Genomic DNA, 20,547 nt, shown 5'->3' with positions numbered 1-20,547 from the left:
TTAAGCGAGCTCTATGGATGAAGGCTGGTGTAACTGACCAACAACGTTTGCAGCATGATCTTTTATCTGATTAAGGATTTTAGCTGGAGAATGCTCAATAAAAAAATGTCCGCCTTCGACTTCATCAATGGCAACAGTTTCAGAACTCAACTTCGTCCATCCCTCCACTTTATGTGGTTCCACAATCTGATCCTTAGTTCCTGCGTAGGCAAAGACAGGTGACGCGATTTGCCAGGGAACTCGCGGCCTGTAAGTCTCACAGAGTTCAAAGTCACCTACAATCGCAGGTAAAAGCAAGTCTACAAGATCGTTATGTTGTGCAATCTGAGCAAACTCGGGATTAAACGAGATGAGCTCATCAACCATCTCCTCGCGTGTACACCCATCAAGAAACGGCAGGGTTCTTGGAGCAAAAGGAGACGCCGAAGCCAGCACAAAAAGCGCCGTTGGCGTCAGCTGCCTTTGCTTGAAAAGATGGAGCGCCAACTCGTAGGCAATCCACCCCCCCATACTTGACCCCAATATTGCAAAAGGCGCATCGCCGAACTTCTCAATCTCTAGCGCTAGCTGCGATACAACCCTTTCCATCGCATTGATTGTTGGTTCCTTTAACCGGGTTCCTCGCCCTGGAAATTTAGCAGGCATAACATTTACCTGATCACCTAGCGGTACTTTCCATCGGTTATACAAGCTCGTATCACCTCCCGCCTGAGGCAAACAAACCAAGTTCAGCTTGCACTTATCTGCTGTAGTATCAAACCACTGGGACGGCCATCGACAACTCATTTAGTAGTCCATCAATAAACTATTTCAATGAGGTGATTATTACGTTGTTTTGAAGTGACGTCGAGTGGGTTATCTTATGCTATTTATCAGTTTAATATTTGCAGATGAACCAACAAACAAACGTAGCCTCGAATAGTTTTTCTTACGCAGGCCAATCAGCAGTCGGGTAACACTACCGATAAATATCCTTGAAAATCTCGTCATGTCCGCACCAGCCCATGGCAAGTTTCCACTTAACGTGGTCTCCTCCCCCTACCACAGATAACTCAATCAATAAACGTTCACCAAGCAGGCTCTCGAGCTGCATCTCCTAAAAAACATGTTCGATGATAGGGGAGTATGAAAAAGTCGCCTGTCATCGGTTTGAAGGAAGCGAATAGTTGGGGTGCCCCGCCTATGAAAACTGGAACTCATCCTACCCGTTGAAAACTCACAACAGCCAATCAAGCATACATTAGAATCGCTGGGTGTTCCGCGCCCCACGTTCTAAATCTGGTATGATCGCGATCCGGAAGAAGACACAAAAACTCAGGTAGATTACATCTTACGACCACCTAATGTTTGGAACGTCATTTTTATGAAATCCGGGAGCATGTCATTAAACTGGCACTATCAGCTATTTCTGCTTAAGTTGATAAACGAGTCAGGTCAGCAATTCTCATATTCCAGTATTGGCGAGATTGCTCTTCGGCAGGCAATCATCAACGCAAGCGGTATGCCGCTTGACCAATTTGCCAAAGTCTATCTATTTGAGCTTCTGGGCATAAAGAATTACAAATGGACCCATTGTCTGGAGGGGCGGCCAGATGTTCCGTATCGCATCAAGCTCACAAGTCGGGATCTTGCCAAGCTAGGACAGCTCTACCTGAACATGGGATCATGGGAGGGCAGGCAAATCGTTTGGCCTGATTGTGTCGTTCGCTCCACTGATGTGCACACCAAAACCATAGAGAAACGCCTTGGTTTCCCAAACTATGGTTATCTTTGGTGGAAGCATAACTTTAAAGTAGGAGAGGTACTTTTCGAAAGCTTTCAAGCACAAGGTAGCGGCGGGCGGTTCCTGTTTGTAATACCTAAAATAAATACAAACGCTGTTTTCACCAGTAGAAATTTCGACCACTCCCGCAAATTTACCCACTCAAGATAATGAGAAATGAGATCGTACCAATGCTAGCAAATCATCAGTTTGATCATAGCCAAAGCACAATTTTACCTTCTCTTAGCTATCGTGTTTCTACATGCCAACGATTATTCTACTTAATACTTAAGTAAAGTGAATGTAATCGGAGTAATATTTATGCAGGCACCTCCCTTATTGAAAACATTCGAATGTCAGCATCTTGCCTTCGCCGTCAACTATTTAACTTCCAACATCTGTAAAATGTCTATTCTGTCTGCAAAGATATTTGTTTTTTGCATTACCCGCAAACAGATGTCTTCTGACCTTCGTAGTGAGTTGGAAAGAAACTCGTTGAAGTAGAGTTCTAGATTGGGCTGGGCTTGTTTTTCACAAGAGCCAATGTCCACACTTCAACTACCGAGCTATACTGCACATACGAGCAATTAGAATTAGTTCAGCGCTATTTGAGTTCTGCTCAAACGACCATTTTGAACCGCTGAAAACCCCAACACTAAAATCTGAATAAACACTTAGAACCATTTTAAAGTCCTTCTACGAGTACGCAGTGTCCCATCTGTCAGAACTTCACTTAATCTCGATGAGCAAAGCTAACTTAAAAAATTCATTCAGAAAATATTTCAATTCTACAATGAGGCATCGACATAAACGGTGCCTCATCTGTTATCTTTCTTACCCGCCAAATCCACGCCCTGATCTGGATCCGAAACCACCACGAGACGCGATGGAGGTTCTGGTCTGAACTTTGGGTGGCTTTGGGAGTTTTGCTGTCGCTTTTTTAGGAATACGAGCTGAACGATTGCTCGACGACATGTCGAGAAGGTATCCGCCGCTGGTGTAAAAATGGCGTCGATTGCGATCTGGATAAACAGGGCGAACGCGATACTTCCAGTCAGACAAACCTTGCGCAGCATTAGCAATAAAGTACCCAGCCGCGATTGGAACAAAGTAGCTGCTATAGGAGGTTCCAGTCCCATGCGCTGGAACACATGCATACCGCCCATGCTGATCTTCACAGAGGCGGTTGGTGTTGTAGCGCGGTGCGGAGGCATTGTCTGCATCTTTGGCAACCTTGAAGGCTGCGGTGCACTCATTCACGCTATATTGCTCAGCAGAAACACACTGCTCCTGATCGACAAAAACTTGTCCGTCTGCCTTTTCCTCGAACTTATCACAAGCAGCAAGAGACACCCCAGCTGTTGCCATGATTACGAGTTTTAGAGGTCCTGAACGTTTCATCTGGTTTCCTCCAAGGCTCAATAGGTCATGCAAGCGGCATTCAAAAGCCCGACGCTAATAGAAACGCCACCAAGATGGATACCAATTGCGGTTTCACCCTTTTCAATTCTGCTGGAGACTTGCGGGTAGAACGCTCGGAATACTAAAAATGTGACAATTTGCAGGACACCAGCAACAACACCCCAAACAGCAAAATCAATCAGACCAACAGAGTTGGCAGCGGCGCTTGCGATAGGAATGGAAAAGCCAAGAACAGTGCCCGTGAGCGAGAGAGAGGCAGCACTATTATTTTCTTTGATAAGTGCCATTTCCTTATGAGGAGTGACAAACTTGTAGATCGCCACGAAAATCACAAGCATCACAACGGCGACAATAAAATAGGCCAGAAAAGGCAGTAAGCCAAATAAGGAATTTTGAAGTTCAGCCAAAATATTCTCCATAAAGATCAAATATGCAATTCGTGTTGTGAAAGACTACGTCCGAGCATAAAGGCCACACTGCGCTCGTTTGTGCCTTCCACCTCTTCCATGTTCACCAGCAACATCTCGTCTTTGCCATCGCTTAGTTCTCGTGCAAACAACATGGCGCTTTGGAAAATTCTACGTCCAGATTTACCAATACGATCTTCACTCACACTCTCCCAGTACTGCATGGGTTCTTCCGGCTGGTCAGAGCTGTCAAACCATGCCCGTTCGAACAGTACATCGCCCTGAGAACTGGAGAGCGAAAAGGTTTTTTGGCAGATAGATCGATGGATTTCGCGCCATTGGTGATCTGTACTGGGGTACTGAACATCGTAATAGGACCACAGCATGATCTCGTCAACACGCTCATCAGTGACACCATCCCCTCCCTGAATTTGCAAGAGAACGGCGTCGTCATCCGGGTAAAAACGGTGCAAATGTGACTGTTCGCCAAGATCGCAATGGCCTTGCGCAACAATTGAAAACGTCAGCTGTGGCACCTCGATCAAACTGTCCTGAGGCAGCAGCTTAACGGAGATACTGTCAACAGTAACAGCCCTGCCAATGGTGATGCCGAGCACTTCAGGTAATTCATTTTGAGTTTTTGATTTACGCCAGAACTTCAGCATCAAGCTTCTCCATTAAACGAGACCATGTCTCCGGCTCAAGACGTTGCTGAGCCACATAATAGACGGTGGTACCGCCTCCTAAATCACGCGGAAATGGCTTGAAAGACACATCATCCGCTCCGTTCTGTCCTACAGCAAGCAAAACGGCATTGACCGAAAGAAGTTGCTGTTCAACTTCCGCAGCCAGATACGCCCGTGTCCCTTCAAGAACACCAGAATAAATGGTGGCATTGTGCGTTGCGCTGCTCAGCGCCATGATGACCCGGCTTGCCCCCGGATCCTGCGCTGCCCGTACTAGCGTTTCCGTTGCGCTGGAAACCACCGCTTCCACATGCGCTAGTCTGGTTGCACGGCGTGCTGTGTCGCGGTCGCCGAAATAGGCGGCGACATGCACGTCACTGGAAATCTCACGGATCGCAAGGCAGGTGTTGAACGTTTCGGCATCACTCTCGGTGTAAACGATAATCTTCTCAGCAAATTCCACCGCTGCTCGTCTCAGGGTTTCCAGTGTATCCAGCCGGTCACCGCGCACAAAGCGAGCCCCCTCAGGAACCGTAATGTCGGCAGAGGTGGCGAGCAGCACAATTTTGGTGTCGTTGTCTTTGCCGGCAATCAGGTCGGTGATCATGCGCTCGGTCCGGTCGCTATGATACCCGATGATGACCGTGGCTCCACTAAGGTTTCTAAAGTTTCCGCGACCATCGACCATGCGTCTTATCCCTTGAACGAGAGAGCTGGTGAGCTTGCTCAACACAGCCGTGAAAATAAGCAGTGCACCGGGCACAAACCAGAGCGCCGAAATCAGCCGTCCAGCCTCTGTTGCCGGAGACAAATCACCGTAGCCGACGGTTGAGGCCGTGGTGGAGGCAAAGTACAGGAACACGACAGGGTCAGACACCAGATCTGTCTCACCCGCCCACACAAATAGCAGCCACGAGATCAGCAGGTACGCGCCTATGAGCGAGAACAGCACCCAAAGACGCAGCTCAACAAGGTGCTCATAGAACTTGGAATATATCCGCTGAATAACTGGCACTGATAAAACGTCCTGTCGCCTGTACACCATAGAACGGTCACTGAAGAAACTTGTGGCGAACTATTGAAATTAACCCCGTGAGTAATAGGTAATTATATTGACTTGGTGAATAGGGAAAAGCATTTATTTGCATTAAATAAGTGCATTCTCTGAGCCCACTCAAGACAGTCGGGTGGTAATCTACTAAAGACTCGCATCTTATAAAGCGCTTTGAACCCATACGGTTTTGAATTGGAGAATTTGTAATGGCTCAGTCGGTTAGCCAATGGACGGCCTCAAGTTTGCTGGAAGCGCTGAAGAGCGCAGCAGGCCTTTCAGAGGAAATGGAGTTTGTTGCTGCACCTGAAGCACAGGATGTTTTTGAAGTTCACATGAAGAGCATCGGCGATGTCGTCCTCTTTGTAGTTGTCAGCACTGCACAAATCACCACCACCACCGTGCTCTGGGATCGCGATGAGCTGGAAGATCCGGAAGCGTTTGAAGCACTGATGCTCCGCTCTCACCGTACACTCATGCCGCTCAGCGCCCTCTCCATCGAGAAGATTGGCGACCGTGAGTATCATGAGCTGTTCGGCACCATGTCCTCCACCTCTCCGATTTCTGAGATCGTCGAGGAATTCAAAGTAATCGCAGAAAACGCAATCGAACTGGCCCGTGAACTCGGTCCAAAAGCCAGCGCATAATCAGGAGGCATCTATGAGCATCTGGGGCAAACTGTTTTCTGCGGTGAAGGGCCACGCCAACAACGCAGCTGAGAGCATTCAGGATTCCAACTTGATGGTAATTCTGGAACAGGAAATTCGCGAGGCGAAAGACGCCATCGCCAAGGCCAAGGACGAGCGCTCACGTATGACTGCCAACAGAGTGCTGAAAGAGCGCTCCGTTGCTGAGCTGGAAAGCGAAGTACAGCGCCGTACAGACGCCGCGCGCACGGCAAAATCAACCGGAGATGAAGCGCTGGCTGTCGAGATCATTGAGAGCATTCTCAAGCTGAAAGAAAAGTCGATCTCTGAACAGGATCTGGCGGATCAGTATAAATCCACCGAAGAGAAAATGGATGCTTCTATCCGTCAGTCTCAGGATCGTATTGAAAACCTGAACCGAAAGATCGAAAGCGCCAAAGCAACCGAAGCTTTGATCAAGGCTCAAAAAGCTTCCTCCACCAGCACAGTGGCCTCCAATGGCAAACTGGCAAGTGCGGTGGACAGTCTTGACCGCCTTGAACAACGTCAGGCCCATCAGCAGGCTATGCTGGAAGCTGCCGAGCAGGAAGCGCGGGTTGATAGCGGGGCAGACCTTGAAGAGAAAATCAAGCGCCTTGAGCGTCCGGGACAGGGCGACGTGCAAAAACTTCTTGAAGCCCTATAAGCATCTGAGCTGATCTATGAAACGAATATTGTTGCCTGAGCGCTCCGACTGGAAACAACAGGCAGAAGCGCTCGGCTTCAATTTTCACAGTATGTACGGCGAACCCTATTGGGATGAAAGCCGTGCATACCAGTTCACACTCAAACAGATCGAGGATGATCTGGAAGATGTGACCGAGGAGATTAACGGCCTGTGTCTCCAACTCGTCGACAAAGCGGTCCAAAGTGAGCAGATGATGCGCGCGCTACAGATTCCAGAGAAATACTGGGACTGGATCGCGCAATCATGGAAGAACTCCGAGCCAGCGCTCTACGGGCGGTTTGACTTTGTCTACGATGGTAACGGCCCTGCAAAGATGCTGGAGTTCAACGCCGACACTCCAACCTCTTTGTATGAGACCGGCTTCTTCCAGTGGAACTGGCTGGAAGACCAGCTCTCCCGCGGCGGGATCCCGCAACAAGCCGATCAGTTTAACTCACTTCAGGACAAGCTGATCAGCCGTCTCTCACAGATTCTGGAAGCCGGAGACCACCTGCACCTGTCCTGCGTGAAGGATGCTATTGAAGACCGCGCAACCGTGCGCTACCTGCAAGATTGCGCCCGTCAGGCTGGCCTTCAGGACCACTTTGTCTTTATCGAAGATATTGGCGTGGATGAGGCATTCCAGTTTGCCGATCAAGAAGAGTACGTGATCGAGAACCTCTTCAAGCTCTACCCCTACGAAGACATGTTCCGCGAGTCCTATGGACCTATCTTGCCCAAAACAAACATGCGCCTTATTGAACCACCTTGGAAGGCCATTCTGTCCAACAAGGCCATGCTTCCGATGCTTTGGGGAATGTTCAAAGGCCACCCTAACCTATTGCCATCCTATTTTGAGCAGGATGAAGACAAGAGCGATCTCACCGACCGCTATGTACGAAAACCCATCTTTAGCCGAGAAGGGGCTAATATCTCCATCATGGAGGGAGCGCAAGTCGCTGAGGAAGCACAAGGCCCATACGGTGTTGAGGGCTTCGTTCTGCAAGCTTATTGCCCAGTCCCGCAATATGGTGAGGATTTCACAGTAATAGGATCTTGGGTTATTGGAGATGAGCCAGCAGGAATAGGCATCCGTGAAGACAGCTCCAAGATCACAAAAGACTTATCTCGCTTCGTCCCACACTACATTTGCGACTAACGCTTTCACGCTACAACTTATTAGTTATCTCTTTCCGACTTGTAGAAGCAAACTTTGCTAGTGCCAATTAGTATTAAGCACGGCAGAATTTACCAGTTATGTAGAGAGCAGGCTCTTGCAGCTATGCCAGATGTGTTTGGGGTTGATAAGCAAGAACTGGAAGTCGACATCAAATGGCAGCACGCCAAGATTGAGGAGCTGGCGTTGGAGAACAATTTTTTAGAAGGAGTGCTCACAAAACCGGGTTTGTTGAGCGCCAAAAAACATTCGACCCCACGCACAAACTTTCGATTTGCCGGTAGGCCAAAGCCCTGAACATATCTAGAAGCAGTGTTTACTACCGACCATGCCCAGTCTCACCGGAAACGCTTGCTCTCATGCGACGGCAGGATGGTTGGCACCAGAAATATCCAGTCGCGGGTAGTTGAATGCTGCAGCAAGGTGAGAATCTTGATGAAGAAGATGGGCATTGAGACAATCTATAGGCACCCAAACATATCCGAACCAGCTCCTGGGCACAAAATCTACCCGTACTTGCTGCGGGATATTGCTGTGATGAGGCCCAATCAGATCTGGGTGGTCGACATTTCCTATATTCCTATGGCCAAAGGGTTCACCTATCTGGTGGCAATCATCGACTGGTATTCACGCCGAGTTTTGAGTTGGCGCTTATCGATCACCATGGAAGTGGATTTTTTGTATCGAGGTGCTCGCAAAGCATGGCAAACCAGACATTTTCAACTCTGATCAGGGCTCTCAGTTCACCAGTAGAGACTTCACCGAAGTGCTTAAGCGCGAGGACATCAAGATTTCTATGGATGGCAAGGGAGCCCGACACGACAATGTTATTATCGAGCGGTTCTAGTGCACAATCAAGTACGATGAGTCCAAGCTTTAGATTTACACCTGCGTGCAAGCGGCAAGGCAATCCATCGACCAGTTCATCGCATTTTACAATAACACACGCCCGTATTCATCATTTGACTGGAACACGTAGGATCAGACTTACTGCAACCAACCGCAGTGCATAACTCAAGCTGCCGCATACTCGGAGCGAATCCACTTAGAGATGACGCTCAACTCTCCAAAAAAACGGAACCACCTCTTATACCAATACCCTCAAACCTCTGAGAACATCTCCAATTTCAACAAAACCTTGCAGCCAGAACTTCTCTGGGCATATCCTTGGGAATTGAGGGATGGAATGAACGCTGGATAAAGTTCCGTTTGGAGACCAGAGGCGGGTTGCGAAGAAACAGGCGGCGACCTATATGAGCGGTGCCTTTGGTACAACTCTGGATTACTTATGGTTTTTACAAGAGTGCTCTAGGCTGAGGGGGAAGTCGAGTGAGGGAAAATCTCAGATGATATTCGACAGATTTGGCGAAATCGATTCCGTGCTAAACGCCCAAGTTTAGGGCAATAGCCCTTTTAGGGATGCCACATTCTTCCCATAATAGAAATTTCACAATGCAGTGCTGAAAAATAGAGAGCTTTGAGGAGCATACTTCGCATGACATTTAATCGAATTCTTGCTGCGATCGGCATGACCGGAGCCTTAACAGTTGCAGCTCATGCTGAAATTGTTGTTTCTTCCAAAATTGATACTGAAGGTGGTCTCCTCGGAAACGTTATTGCACTTGCGTTGGAAGATGCTGGCTTGCCAGTAGAACGCCGTCTGCAGCTTGGCGGCACTCAGGTGGTTCGCGAAGCACAGCTTGCGGAGCAAATCGACATCTATCCTGAATATACGGGCAATGCAGCCTACTTCCACAATGAGGCGGACAGCGAAGTCTGGAAAGACGCCAAAGCCGGGTACGCCCGCGCAGCTGAGCTGGATGGTGAGAAAAACGGGCTGGTATGGCTTCAACCCGCACCAGCTAACAACACCTGGGCCATCGCTGTAACAGGTGCATTGGCCTCCCAGAACAAACTTGCCACTATGTCTGACTTCGGCGCCTGGGTTGCAAACGGAGGCAATGTGAAACTGGCGGCCTCTACGGAGTTTGTTTCTTCTCCCGCAGTCCTTCCTGCCATGCAGGAAACCTATGGCTTTAAACTGTCTCCGGATCAGACAGTCGTGCTTTCTGGCGGTGACACAGCCGCGACAATTCAGGCCGCAGCTCGTGGCACCTCTGGCGTCAACGCAGCTATGGCATACGGCACAGATGGCGGCGTTGCTGCAACAGGCCTTGTTGTTATGACTGATGACAAGGGTGTGCAGCCAGTCTACGAGCCAGCTCCGGTTATCCGAGCTGCTGTGTTAAAACAGTATCCAGAAGTTGCATCAGTCTTGAACCCGATCTTTGCAGGTCTGGATCTGGCGACACTACAGGAGCTCAACGGCCGCATCCAAGTGGGTGGTGAACCAGCAGCTGCAGTCGCAAAAGACTATCTGACCAAGATCGGTGTTTTGGATTAACTGCGCGCGTTATGCCTGGCAGGATTAAATCAGTCGTCTCCGGACCCGGTCTTTTGTTTGTAAGCCTGGGTCTGGGTGCCTTATACGCACCTTTTATGACGCTTGCCGCCAATCGTATTGTCGCGGGTGAGGGTATCCCTGTGTGGGACGTGGCCGGACCAGAAGCAGTCATTCCCGGCTTTGCTGGCTTGATGGCTGGGCTCGTCCTGGGTTTGCCAGCGGCTTGGCAAGTTTTGCGTTTGACGGGCGCGATGATCGGAATAGCAGCGTTGATTTGGCTGCTGATGGAAGGCAGCACCTCGCTTCTTGAGGGAGCTGGAACTTATGCCAGAGTATCCCTGGGCAGTGGTTTCTGGTGTTTGCTTGCAATCCTGTTACTGCTGGCGGCGGATGCTCTGTCCTCTCTTTCTCCTGGCCCCAAAATGCGCGGCGCCTTGTTGGCACTAGCGATTGTGGTGTCGGCGTTGGTCTTGTGGTCAGGAGCCTTGACCGATCTGTCAATCTTCAGAGAATACGCCAGCAGACAAGATGCCTTCTTCAATGCAGCGTGGCGGCACCTCGGCCTTGCTTTTGGCTCGCTTGTTGTCGCCGCTGCTATAGGTTTTCCTCTTGGTGTGTATTGCCACCGGAACGAAGGCTTGCGTAGCGCAGTCCTGCCTGTGCTCAGCTTTTTGCAAACAATCCCCTCACTTGCCATGTTCGGCATCATGATCCCGCTTCTTGCCTGGGTCAGCAGCACGATCCCCGGTGCCAAGGAACTGGGTGTCGTCGGCATCGGCTTTTTGCCCGCATTTCTGGCACTGGTTATCTATTCCCTGTTGCCGGTAGTGGCAAACACTGTGGCCGGTTTGGAAGCCACTCCAATCGTGACGCTGGATGCTGCGCGCGGTATGGGAATGACCCGCCATCAACGCCTCATACAGATTCAATTGCCGCTCGGGCTTCCGGTTATGTTGGCTGGACTGCGGATTGTTCTGGTGCAGAATATTGGCCTTGCGGTAATCGCCGGATTGATTGGCGGTGGTGGTTTTGGAACCTTTGTCTTTCAGGGGCTCAATCAGACTGCAACAGATTTGATCCTGCTTGGAGCCCTGCCAACAGTCATTCTTGCTCTTATCTCAGCAATTACAATGGATATTCTGGTCGAATTGGCCCGCCCTAATAAGATGAGGCATGGATGATTGAGATCGACAACATAACTAAGGTTTACGACGGAAGGCCTGCTGTCGATTCCGTATCTATGACGATTGAGAGCGCAACAATCACCGCAATCGTCGGCACATCCGGCTCTGGAAAAAGTACATTACTGCGTATGGTCAACCGGCTTGTTGAGCCCACGTCTGGTCAAGTTCGGATCAATGGTGAACCAACTGCAGGTCTGCCAAAAAACGCCCTGCGCCGCCGCATTGGGTATGCAATTCAGGGCCATGGTCTTTTCCCGCATCACACAGTTGCCAGAAATATCGGCGCCGTGCCGCGGCTACTCGGTTGGGACAAGGACAAGATCTATACGCGTGTGAATGAGCTGTTGGACCTATTCTCCATGCCGCCAGATGAGTTTCGCGATCGCTATCCTGCTGAACTGTCAGGCGGCCAGCAACAGCGGGTAGGCGTGGCACGAGCTTTGGCATCCCGGCCCGACCTGTTGCTCATGGATGAGCCCTTCGGGGCGCTGGACCCCATCATTCGAACGCGCGCGCAGACAGACTTGCACCGGATTCAACGAACACTCGGCTCCACAATCCTTCTCGTCACGCATGATATGGAGGAAGCTATACAACTCGGTGATCAGGTAGCGGTGATGGATCAGGGACAGTTGGTTCAGCACGGCACGCCAGCAGAGATCATCACCAACCCTGCCACAGAGTTCGTTGCAGAAATGGTTGGTGGTGTCGATCGACCGCTTCGCCTGCTATCGCTGCTTTCGGTCTCCCAGATACTTGAAGAGGGAGCTGCAGAAGGGGAGCCAATTGACGAGAAGTCCAGCCTGCGAGAGGCTCTTTCTGTTTGCCTTTGGAGCGGGCGAAATGCTGTGCCTGTAGAACGCAACGGCAGTCCTATTGGCCGTGTAACACTGGAAGCGATCCGCTCCAGAGCCGAGGGGACACATGAGCCGGTCTAATTTCCTGAGGATGATCGTTGTTTTGCTGCTGCTCGCTCTTGTCCTTCAGCCTGAGTGGTTTGCACCTATATTTGCACCCTTCACACCGCCCGGTGCCGCCGTGATCTACGATCGCACCTCGTTAGTGTCGCTCTCTCTGAGTCATCTGGGTATCGTTGCCTTAGCTTCCGTCGCCGCAATCATTGTTGCGGTGTTACTGGCGATCCTCGTCACTCGCCCACAAGGGAAGGCATTTTTGCCGCTGTCACGAACCATTGCAAACATGGGACAGACGTTTCCACCTGTGGCCGTTCTGGCTTTGGCAGTACCGATGCTGGGTTTTGGAGCCGGACCAACGCTTGTTGCTTTGTTTTTGTACGGCATCTTGCCAATCTTCGAAAACACGATGACCGGTCTTTCAACCTTGCCACCTGCAACAATGGAAGCAGCCCGGGGTATAGGGCTCAGCCGCCGGCAACGTTTGCTTCAAGTCGAACTTCCACTGGCACTTCCTTTGATCCTGACAGGTGTTCGCCTCTCTGTCGTCATTGCCATCGGCACAGCAACAATCGGCTCCACCGTCGCCGCCCACACGCTTGGCGAAGTCATCATCGCAGGCCTGCTGACCAACAACACCTCCTACGTCTTACAAGGCGGCCTCATAGTCGGCCTGTTCGCAGTCCTAATCTACGACGCACTAACCCAACTCGAAGCCAGAATCCGAAAACGCCTTGGTGTGGCCTGAGTAAAAACGTAAGTCAAACCTTCCATAACTCGGTTCAGAAATCTTGCACTTTGTTCAATGATAGCAACGGATTGCACTTGCTGCTCTCCACGTAACTCAACTTCCTTCATCAGCACCAGCAACTCTTATTGTTACATCTCACACCATGTTTTCGCCATAGAATTTGCGGTTTCTGCAAGTTTCACTTTCTTCATTCATAAACTAATGAACAGCAATATTTGGCCCTTTCGCTCCACGTCCTTCCGGGTACATCCCCTAGCGTATTGCTCTCCTTAACCCTTCTCACATACGCTTTAGAGCTGAACCATAGAGGAACGGATATGTGTGATGCGTGTGTTGTGCGGATGGTGAGGGAGCGGTTGTCCCGGAGAGGATTTATGTGCGGAGCAGTGGCTTCGGTGGCGGGTGGGGCTGTGCTGAGTGCATCTGCTTTGGCGGCAACGGCAAATGTTTTACCGGAGAGTGTTTCGTTTTCAAACGTGATTGACCTCACCCAGACACTGACGCCTGATTTCCCGACGTTTGAGGGTGGTCCTGCATTTGAAGAGAGCTACGAATACACCTTTGCTAAAGACGGATTGAATTTGAAGACTCTCCACTATCACGAACATGTGGGAACTCATTTCGATGCTCCGATCCATTTCAGCAAGGACGGGCAGTCAATTGATGAAATTCCGGTTGAGAAGTTCGTCTGTCCGTTAGCGGTGATTGATGTGCGTGATCAAGCAGCGGATAATCCCGATTACCGTGTCATGCCGGAAGATATTCTGAAGTACGAGCAGCAGCATGGGCGTATTCCGGACAGGGCCTGTTTCGCGATGCTTTCTGGCTGGCCGCAATACGTGGGTACCGATAAATACCGCGGGGAAGACAGCAAGGGCGTTCTCCACTTCCCCGGTTTCCATGAGGATACGGCGCAGTTTTTAATCAACGAACGCAGTGTTTACGGACTTGGCGTGGATACTTTGTCCATTGACTACGGGCCAACAAAAGACTTTCCCGTGCACTATCTGTGGCTGGGGTCTGGGCGCTATGGCATCGAGAACCTGACCAATCTGGATCAGGTGCCATTGGCAGGTGCAACAATCATCGCTGGAGCCCCAAAGTTCAAAGGTGGGACCGGGGGACCAGGGCGTGTCCTTGCAGTTTATTAAAGATGGGAAGGAGAGCTGAGTTCAACGGCTCTCCCTGTCGTCCACTCGTTAGCTGGAAGGTGTTGCAACGCCATGAGGGGGAGTGTCCTTCATCTCCTTGGCGCGCTTTACCGCGTCTTCCACCTGCGTTGCCCAGATCGGGCGTTCCTCGGCGTTTTTCCAAGGTACTTTTGGCCACCAGGCTTCTGTAGAGATAACCTGTCCCGGTTCAACAGAACCACCCGGCAGCGGTATGGCGACATCCACCCCGTATTTTTCTGCGGCAACCTTGACGCGTTCCACAGGCTCGGTCCAATTGTGAGAGGATAGATCAAACAGACCCCAATGGACCGGGAGCATTGTTTTACCCTTCACCAGTTTGTGCACCAAAACGGCCTGCTCTGGTCCCAGATGAGTGTCTTTCCAAAGCGGATTGTAAGCCCCCGTTTCAATCACTGTCAGATCAAACGGACCAAGGCGGTCGCCAATCTCCTCAAAACGGTCATGCATGCCAGTATCGCCGGAGTAGTACACTGAATGCTCTGGCCCATTAAAGGCCCAACCAGCCCAAAGAGTTGCATTCACATCACTAAAGGTGACGGAGCGGCCTGACCTATGTCGTGACGGGGTGGCTGTAATCGTCGTCTCCTCAATTTGCATTGATTGCCACCAGTCGAGTTCAGTAATGCTGGACTTGGAAACACCCCAATATTCCAAATGAGACCCAACTCCGAGTGGAACGATCCATTGTACCTGCTGTTGAGCCAGTCGTTGAACCGTTTCCATATCCAGGTGGTCATAATGGTCATGAGAGATCACAACGGCATCAAGCTCAGGGAGTTCTTCCAATGCAATTACGGGATCATAGAAGCGCTCAACGCCTGCCCATGGCAAAGGCGAAGCGCGTTTGCTCCAAACCGGATCGATCAGAATACGCGTTTCATCCATCTCAACCAAAAGCGTGGAATGTCCGAACCATGTAACGCGAGCTCCAGATTCCGGTGGTTTGTTGAGGCGGTCACCAATCGTCTCGACAGGAATGTCTTGCTGCGGCCTGTTGTGGTCGGTCGGCTCCAGAACAAACTGACGGAAAATCTCACTTAGCGGGCCGCGCACCATTGGCAGCTCGTTTACAAAACTATCCTCGCCCCATTGGTTGGATTGCGTCAGCTGCGCTTTGTGCTCATCATTTGGCTTTTGCCCCATGTTCGTATAGGCGCTGGCGTAAATCGCACCAACTCCGATCACCACAACACCCAGCACGCCACCCGCGATCTTCTTAATCATTCTTTTTTGCAATCTCTTAGTTGCGAGTTTGAAGAACCTAGCCTGCTCGCCTTGCCCGTTTCTCGCTGCTTAAACTAGGAACCAGTGAGTGTACATACCAGACGCAAGCTGTAAATTATGTGCGCGAGCCACAGTTCTGTGACGACCATCACATTTTCAGGCACTCCGAAGCTCAGCGCGCGCCTCACCTCTCTTCTCTGCAAATTGCTATAAAATATTTTGCCTCCTTCAATCTTCGATTAACTCAACGACGCAATTCACGTCATCTCCCTTAAGATTGCTCAGTATTTTGGTCTTATAGGTAAGCAAGAACCAAAAATATGTGCATTCGATTGGAGCATCTCGATGCCGAAGTCAGACCTCACCCCCGAGCAGGAAAAATGGACTGAGCAGGTCCTTAAGCACTTGAATTTAAAGAATGTGGATGAGGTGCAGCTAGACGAGAGGCATTCGGATACTACCGAACACAGCAATCGTCCCAATGAAGTGAATCCGGGACGGCCCGCAGCGCGGCGATCACGCGTGCTGGTTTCCAAGGACAGCACGGCTGCACATCAGCAGCAGGCAGCGCAAGCGGCAGAACAGTTCAAGGCCGAGATCACTCAGCTCTCCAACAGGTATCAAACACTGGCCACGAACGCCCAGAAGCTGGATGCACAGGCTCGTAAGCAGCTGGTCACCAAGGAGCATATCGAAGCCTTCAAGGTGCAAGTCGACAAGATCAGCAACACCTTCAAACAGTTTAACAAGAACTTTTCTGGCCAGCAGCGGCCTGATGCCGGAACCATAAGCCTGCTCAAAACATTGCTGGATAAAGTTCAGTATCATATTGGCGAAGGAAAGAAGGTTCTGCAGCAAGGATGCAAGCACGCGGATGCAATGATTGCCAAGGAAATGCCCGCTGTTGAGGCCTACCAAAACACCGTTGAAGACACTTACAAGCACCGTGATGAGTTAACGCAATGGGGCGTTGATACGGCTGACTTCGATAAGGCTCACCGCATCGCAAATCTGCCACTCCTGCGCATGCAAAAGGCGATTGCAGATCACAGCTATCCGGGCCTGAAGTTCATGTTGGGTAAGATTGCAGGCAAGAAAGAAGCCTTCGTCAAAGCCTATGATGACGCCAAGGAGCAGATTGATAGGAACCGGGAAGATGCGCAACAGCGGTTGGACAAAACCCTTGCCGATGCCACCGCCTTAAACAAACGCTCATCAGAACTGGAACACACTCCCGATGTACTTGCACAGTTTACAGCTTCTTTTGAGCAGGTTGCTGCTGCGACGCCAAAAGGACAGCAGGCTTTAGGCCGTGGTGATTATCAGGGTGCGACAGCCATTTTGCACGACAACGAAGGCGCCTTGTTTCAGATGCAACAGCTATGGTTTAGCAATGCGACTGCGGCAGATGACCAAACAGATGAGCCCATCGAAAAAGGCAAACCAATCCCAACGCACAAAAAGATACAAAACCTGCGCCGTGCATTGGAACAAGCCTATGAACGGCTTCCCTTTATCAAAGCCAGCTTGCCGAATGCTCACCAGTATGAAGCTGAATGCAAATCACTGAAGACATTGCTTACTTCAGCCCAATCAGATCTGATTTCTGGCAAGGTTGAAGATGCCGAAGAAAAGGTTCTGCCACTCCGGAAAATCCGCTTCCAGCTTTACAGCCTGACCCATAAGGCAAAAGAACAGGTTGAGTGGGTTGAAAGACAACTTGTTCAGCTGCAAGGCGATGCCAAATCCTGGCTTGATCGCCACAAAGACCTTAAGCTCATAAGCCAGTCAGACGAAGACGCCAAACAAAGCTTTGACGCCTATGAAAAAGAAGCGGAGAACGTGAAAAGCCACTTCAACAACGCAGCAAGCCATATTGAAAACGGCAAAGCGATTCAGGCTCAAAAATCAGTCGATGAAGGCATGCACAGCCTTAAACGGCTGATAGCCCATGCTTCAGATATTGAACTGGACTAGCCCCCTGCTCCGTATTTTAAGGCTGCAACAGCTTTCTGATGCTCTTCGCCAGCGCTTGTTTCGTTTCCGCGCTGTCCGCATTGTCCGTCATGAGCCAGCGGGTCAGTAACCTGTGCGCCATACCCATAATCGCCTGCCCCAACAATTCGGCAGATGTCTCATCCCAGACTAAACCTTCGCTTTGGCCATGTGCTATTGTACGGGTGGTTTCATCATGCAATGCGACGTGCGTGAACTGGGTTTGCCCTAACCAATAAGCTTGCGGGATGTTCAGAAATACAATGCGCGCTATGCTTGGATTGGCGAAATAAAACTCACACCAGATATCCAGGAAAACGAGGCATTTATCGACCGTGTTATCAGCAGCACGCGCTGCTTGCATCGCTTCTGCATAGAGGTTTTCGAGATCCCCTTTGATGCAGGCGTAGAGCATCTCTTCTTTATTGCCAAAGTACTTGTAAACCGTTTGCGGACTCACTCGCGCCTGCTGGCAGATCTGCCGTATCCCCACATCCTGATACATCCCGGAGGAGAAGATCTCGAGAATGGTTCTGCGAAGTGTTTCAAGTGCTTCCGGCTTTATTGTTCTGCGGTCTACATCCACGGTCATTCCGATTGGCTCCCCCCAATTTCCACCATTGTATCCGTTTTTTTAGTGTCTCCTAGCCGCCTTGTTTGAACATGTACCGAAAAACACTCCAGATTTGATCAAAATCAATTAACTTGACACATCAACAAGACTCGGTAACGCTGTTTCCATATATTCAGGAGGGAGAACTTTGGGGGAGTTTCAAACTTATCTGCCAATTTATGCAGTGGTTCTCGCCGTTATACTCATTGTCGGCGAAACACTCATTTTGATAAAAACCGATAAATATTGGCCGCTATCTATCGATGACTATCTTGCATGCGGCTTACTCATCTTTTCTGCTTTGATTTTTGATAGCACAGTGGGTGTCGCTCTTATGCTTTGTGCCTGGGCATTCATGTCTGGCAATCTTTACGCAATGCTGTTTACACGGCTCGACCCACAAACGGGAACACGCGAACGCATACCTGCTCTTTCAGTTTTACTTGGCGCAGCCTCAATCGGTCTTGTGGCAACCTTCGCAACGCTCATTTCAAGGATGGTTTCAGCATGACACTGATAGATACCGCCAACTCAATAGATACAGGAACCTACCAGAAGGATGGCTTCCTGTATCCAATCAAAGTGCTCGAAAAAGACGATGCCATCCGTATGCGTGCCGAACTTGAAGCTATTGAGAAGCTTCAGGGACATCCCATGGACAAAGCACAGTGCAACAAGTCGTACCTTCTGTATGACTGGGCAGATGAACTTGTCCATCACCCCGTTATTCTTGACGCAGTCGAGCAGCTGATCGGCCCGGATATCCTGTGTCTGATGACTAACCTGTTCACCAAGGAAGCAGGCAGCAAATCCTACGTTTCCATGCATCAGGACGCTGCTTACTGGGGGGTGGATGCCGATGACGTGGTCACCGCTTGGGTCGCATTAAGTCCAGCCACGGCTCAATCAGGCGTCATGAAGGTGGAGCCGGGCAGTCACAAAACCATCCGCACGCAAGTCAACACCTACGCTAAAGACAACCTCCTCACCCGCGGACAGGAAATCCCGGAGGAAGAGCTGGAACCGGAAAACCAGATCTATATGGAACTGAAGCCCGGTGAAATGTCGCTACATCATTTCAAATTGGTGCATGGGTCTGATGCAAACACCACCAATGATCGCCGCATTGGCTTTGCAATCAGGTATGTGGCTGCAAAGAGCAATGTGAGTGTTGATAACCAATCCGCGCTCCTCGTGCGCGGGCAAAACCATACGAGCATCAGCATGGAGAAGCGCGCGAAGGACTTGAACCCAACACAGCGCTATCGCGAACACGCCCGCGCCATGCGCAATTTGGTCAGGTCTATGCTTCTTCCGGAAAAAGGGGCAGGATTGGGAGAACGCGCAAGACTGTTCATCACGCGTCAAGCCGGAGTAATGCTAACGTACTACCGGCAAATCAAGGGGGGATAATGCAATGAGTGAAGCCAACAATAGCCATAACCAGCAATTTGGCAGTTTCAAAGAATTCTATCCATTTTATCTGGCGGAACATGGGAATGTCGTCAGTCGCCGATTGCATTTTATTGGAACAGCGCTGGTGCTTACACTTCTCACTTACATCATCACGTTCGGTCTTTGGGCTTTACTGCTCGCAGTTCCAGTCGTTGGCTACGGCTTTGCGTGGATTGGGCATTTCTTCTTTGAAAAGAACAAACCAGCCACGTTCAAGTTTCCATTCTACAGCCTGCTTGGTGACTTTGTGATGTTCTTCGATATTCTGCGCGGTAAGGTTTCTATCCTGAAATAGGGTGATCGAACTGACTTGCAAGGACGGTCAAGCAGGGCAGAATTTCAGAGCAATAGAAAGCACAAAGATGTTCGAACACCGAGGGTAAAGCCCACAGATCTTGGTGCTTGTATTGGTCATGGCAGCAACTCACAATGCTTATGTGACCAATACAAATCTGAGTGTCCCATGAAAAGCCTCAGCCTGGCAGTTTTACTTCTCATTGCCTCATCCGGCATCACCTCCGCCGGGATGAACGCCAATCTTAACTCTGCCATTGCTAATATGTGCGAGAAACTAAAAACCTGCGCATTCCAGCAAATGGGCATCAACGCGTCTTCAAAACAAACCCCGACAGCAACCGCCATCAACAACAGCGTCAATCAGGCCTGTGCGCTGATCAAAGCAGATTTCACCAGTGCGGCGACAACGAACACCCAGAAAAGAAAGGCGATTGCCTGCGTATCCTCAGTCACAAAAAAGACCTGCAGCGAACTCAGCCAACCCAACGCCCCAAGCCCACCAGCCTGCAAAGGCTTCCAAAGCTTCGAACGCGCAAAATAAGCAAGTTTCAGAACCCTTTCACGATTGCCATGGTACTTACTCAGAAGCCTTCCTTAGCTATCACCATACGCCTACCTAATATCGCATTTAATGCCTGAGCTTTAGCTTCTGAAACGGC

The 20,547-nt window shown here is 50.2% G+C and carries 21 protein-coding genes and 1 pseudogene; 15 read left to right on the top strand and 7 right to left on the bottom strand.

Features of this window, described 5'->3' with window-relative positions; all coding sequences use genetic code 11:
• Positions 1-786 (bottom strand): alpha/beta fold hydrolase, encoded by a 786-nt coding sequence (locus PsAD13_RS25590; protein ID WP_084404832.1) that lies wholly within the window; start codon positions 784-786, stop codon positions 1-3.
• 592 nt (positions 787-1,378) lie between these two features.
• Here PsAD13_RS25590 and PsAD13_RS25585 point away from each other — a divergent pair.
• Positions 1,379-1,933: a serine hydrolase gene (locus PsAD13_RS25585; RefSeq protein WP_063319894.1), complete on the top strand. Its 555-nt coding sequence runs from the start codon at positions 1,379-1,381 to the stop codon at positions 1,931-1,933.
• A 663-nt stretch (positions 1,934-2,596) separates the two neighbouring features.
• On the opposite strand, the gene PsAD13_RS25580 is transcribed toward PsAD13_RS25585, so the two are convergent.
• The 4 genes from PsAD13_RS25580 to PsAD13_RS25565 are packed head-to-tail and all read right to left on the bottom strand — an operon-like array spanning position 2,597 to position 5,292.
• On the bottom strand, positions 2,597-3,163 hold the full coding sequence (locus PsAD13_RS25580; RefSeq protein WP_084404831.1) for a DUF1190 domain-containing protein: 567 nt from the start codon (positions 3,161-3,163) through the stop codon (positions 2,597-2,599).
• Positions 3,164-3,180: 17 nt separating this feature from the next.
• Positions 3,181-3,591: a DUF350 domain-containing protein gene (locus tag PsAD13_RS25575; protein ID WP_208986941.1), complete on the bottom strand. Its 411-nt coding sequence runs from the start codon at positions 3,589-3,591 to the stop codon at positions 3,181-3,183.
• Positions 3,592-3,608: 17 nt separating this feature from the next.
• A complete protein-coding gene (locus PsAD13_RS25570; RefSeq protein WP_063319893.1) occupies positions 3,609-4,256 on the bottom strand; it encodes a DUF2491 family protein in 648 nt (215 codons plus the stop codon).
• Positions 4,237-5,292, bottom strand: coding sequence for an ion channel (locus PsAD13_RS25565; RefSeq protein ID WP_063319892.1), 1,056 nt, complete (start codon positions 5,290-5,292; stop codon positions 4,237-4,239). The genes PsAD13_RS25570 and PsAD13_RS25565 overlap by 20 nt, the downstream gene beginning before the upstream one ends.
• 245 nt (positions 5,293-5,537) lie before the next feature.
• Here PsAD13_RS25565 and PsAD13_RS25560 point away from each other — a divergent pair, with 245 nt between their 5' ends.
• The 9 genes and pseudogenes from PsAD13_RS25560 (at position 5,538) to PsAD13_RS25515 (ending at position 14,262) form a co-directional block, all read left to right on the top strand.
• The gene (locus PsAD13_RS25560) at positions 5,538-5,975 is read left to right on the top strand and encodes a DUF2170 family protein (protein ID WP_084404830.1); all 438 of its coding nucleotides are present in this window, start codon (positions 5,538-5,540) and stop codon (positions 5,973-5,975) included.
• A 13-nt stretch (positions 5,976-5,988) separates the two neighbouring features.
• Complete coding sequence (locus PsAD13_RS25555; protein ID WP_063288392.1) at positions 5,989-6,660, top strand: PspA/IM30 family protein; 672 nt, start codon at positions 5,989-5,991, stop codon at positions 6,658-6,660.
• 16 nt (positions 6,661-6,676) lie between these two features.
• On the top strand, positions 6,677-7,840 hold the full coding sequence (locus PsAD13_RS25550; RefSeq protein ID WP_063319891.1) for a glutathionylspermidine synthase family protein: 1,164 nt from the start codon (positions 6,677-6,679) through the stop codon (positions 7,838-7,840).
• Between the two features lie 162 nt (positions 7,841-8,002).
• Positions 8,003-8,837, top strand: a pseudogene (locus PsAD13_RS28440) (IS3 family transposase); the annotation flags it as partial.
• A 516-nt stretch (positions 8,838-9,353) separates the two neighbouring features.
• Positions 9,354-10,262: an ABC transporter substrate-binding protein gene (locus PsAD13_RS25535; protein ID WP_063319889.1), complete on the top strand. Its 909-nt coding sequence runs from the start codon at positions 9,354-9,356 to the stop codon at positions 10,260-10,262.
• 11 nt (positions 10,263-10,273) lie between these two features.
• Positions 10,274-11,443 carry an ABC transporter permease gene (locus PsAD13_RS25530; protein ID WP_063319888.1) on the top strand — a complete coding sequence of 390 codons (1,170 nt, stop codon included), beginning with the start codon at positions 10,274-10,276 and terminating at the stop codon, positions 11,441-11,443.
• Positions 11,440-12,384, top strand: coding sequence for an ABC transporter ATP-binding protein (locus PsAD13_RS25525; RefSeq protein ID WP_063319887.1), 945 nt, complete (start codon positions 11,440-11,442; stop codon positions 12,382-12,384). Before PsAD13_RS25530 ends, PsAD13_RS25525 begins: the two co-directional genes overlap by 4 nt.
• The gene (locus PsAD13_RS25520) at positions 12,371-13,108 is read left to right on the top strand and encodes an ABC transporter permease (protein ID WP_063319886.1); all 738 of its coding nucleotides are present in this window, start codon (positions 12,371-12,373) and stop codon (positions 13,106-13,108) included. Before PsAD13_RS25525 ends, PsAD13_RS25520 begins: the two co-directional genes overlap by 14 nt.
• 377 nt (positions 13,109-13,485) lie before the next feature.
• On the top strand, positions 13,486-14,262 hold the full coding sequence (locus PsAD13_RS25515; RefSeq protein WP_208986940.1) for a cyclase family protein: 777 nt from the start codon (positions 13,486-13,488) through the stop codon (positions 14,260-14,262).
• Between the two features lie 48 nt (positions 14,263-14,310).
• Here the strand turns inward: PsAD13_RS25515 and PsAD13_RS25510 are convergent, their stop codons facing one another.
• On the bottom strand, positions 14,311-15,528 hold the full coding sequence (locus tag PsAD13_RS25510; RefSeq protein WP_063319885.1) for an MBL fold metallo-hydrolase: 1,218 nt from the start codon (positions 15,526-15,528) through the stop codon (positions 14,311-14,313).
• A 345-nt stretch (positions 15,529-15,873) separates the two neighbouring features.
• On the opposite strand from PsAD13_RS25510, the gene PsAD13_RS25505 reads away from it, so the two are divergent.
• Positions 15,874-17,505: a hypothetical protein gene (locus tag PsAD13_RS25505; protein ID WP_063319884.1), complete on the top strand. Its 1,632-nt coding sequence runs from the start codon at positions 15,874-15,876 to the stop codon at positions 17,503-17,505.
• Positions 17,506-17,521: 16 nt separating this feature from the next.
• Here PsAD13_RS25505 and PsAD13_RS25500 read toward each other — a convergent pair whose 3' ends face one another.
• Positions 17,522-18,115: a TetR/AcrR family transcriptional regulator gene (locus PsAD13_RS25500; RefSeq protein WP_057460857.1), complete on the bottom strand. Its 594-nt coding sequence runs from the start codon at positions 18,113-18,115 to the stop codon at positions 17,522-17,524.
• A gap of 169 nt (positions 18,116-18,284) precedes the next feature.
• Between PsAD13_RS25500 and PsAD13_RS25495 the strand changes: the two genes are divergently transcribed.
• The 4 genes from PsAD13_RS25495 (at position 18,285) to PsAD13_RS25480 (ending at position 20,429) form a co-directional block, all read left to right on the top strand.
• On the top strand, positions 18,285-18,647 hold the full coding sequence (locus PsAD13_RS25495; protein WP_063319883.1) for a hypothetical protein: 363 nt from the start codon (positions 18,285-18,287) through the stop codon (positions 18,645-18,647).
• Positions 18,644-19,549, top strand: coding sequence for a phytanoyl-CoA dioxygenase family protein (locus PsAD13_RS25490; protein WP_063319882.1), 906 nt, complete (start codon positions 18,644-18,646; stop codon positions 19,547-19,549). The genes PsAD13_RS25495 and PsAD13_RS25490 overlap by 4 nt, the downstream gene beginning before the upstream one ends.
• A 4-nt stretch (positions 19,550-19,553) precedes the next feature.
• On the top strand, positions 19,554-19,886 hold the full coding sequence (locus PsAD13_RS25485; RefSeq protein ID WP_063319881.1) for a DUF962 domain-containing protein: 333 nt from the start codon (positions 19,554-19,556) through the stop codon (positions 19,884-19,886).
• Between the two features lie 168 nt (positions 19,887-20,054).
• Entirely contained in the window at positions 20,055-20,429 is a 375-nt protein-coding gene (locus PsAD13_RS25480; protein ID WP_063319880.1) for a hypothetical protein, read from the top strand.
• The last annotated feature ends 118 nt before the right edge of the window (positions 20,430-20,547 follow it).

The organism is Pseudovibrio sp. Ad13, assembly GCF_001623225.1.
GTDB lineage: Bacteria > Pseudomonadota > Alphaproteobacteria > Rhizobiales > Stappiaceae > Pseudovibrio.
The sequence above is the reverse complement of the archived record's forward strand: the minus strand, read 5'-3'. Positions and strand labels throughout refer to the sequence as shown.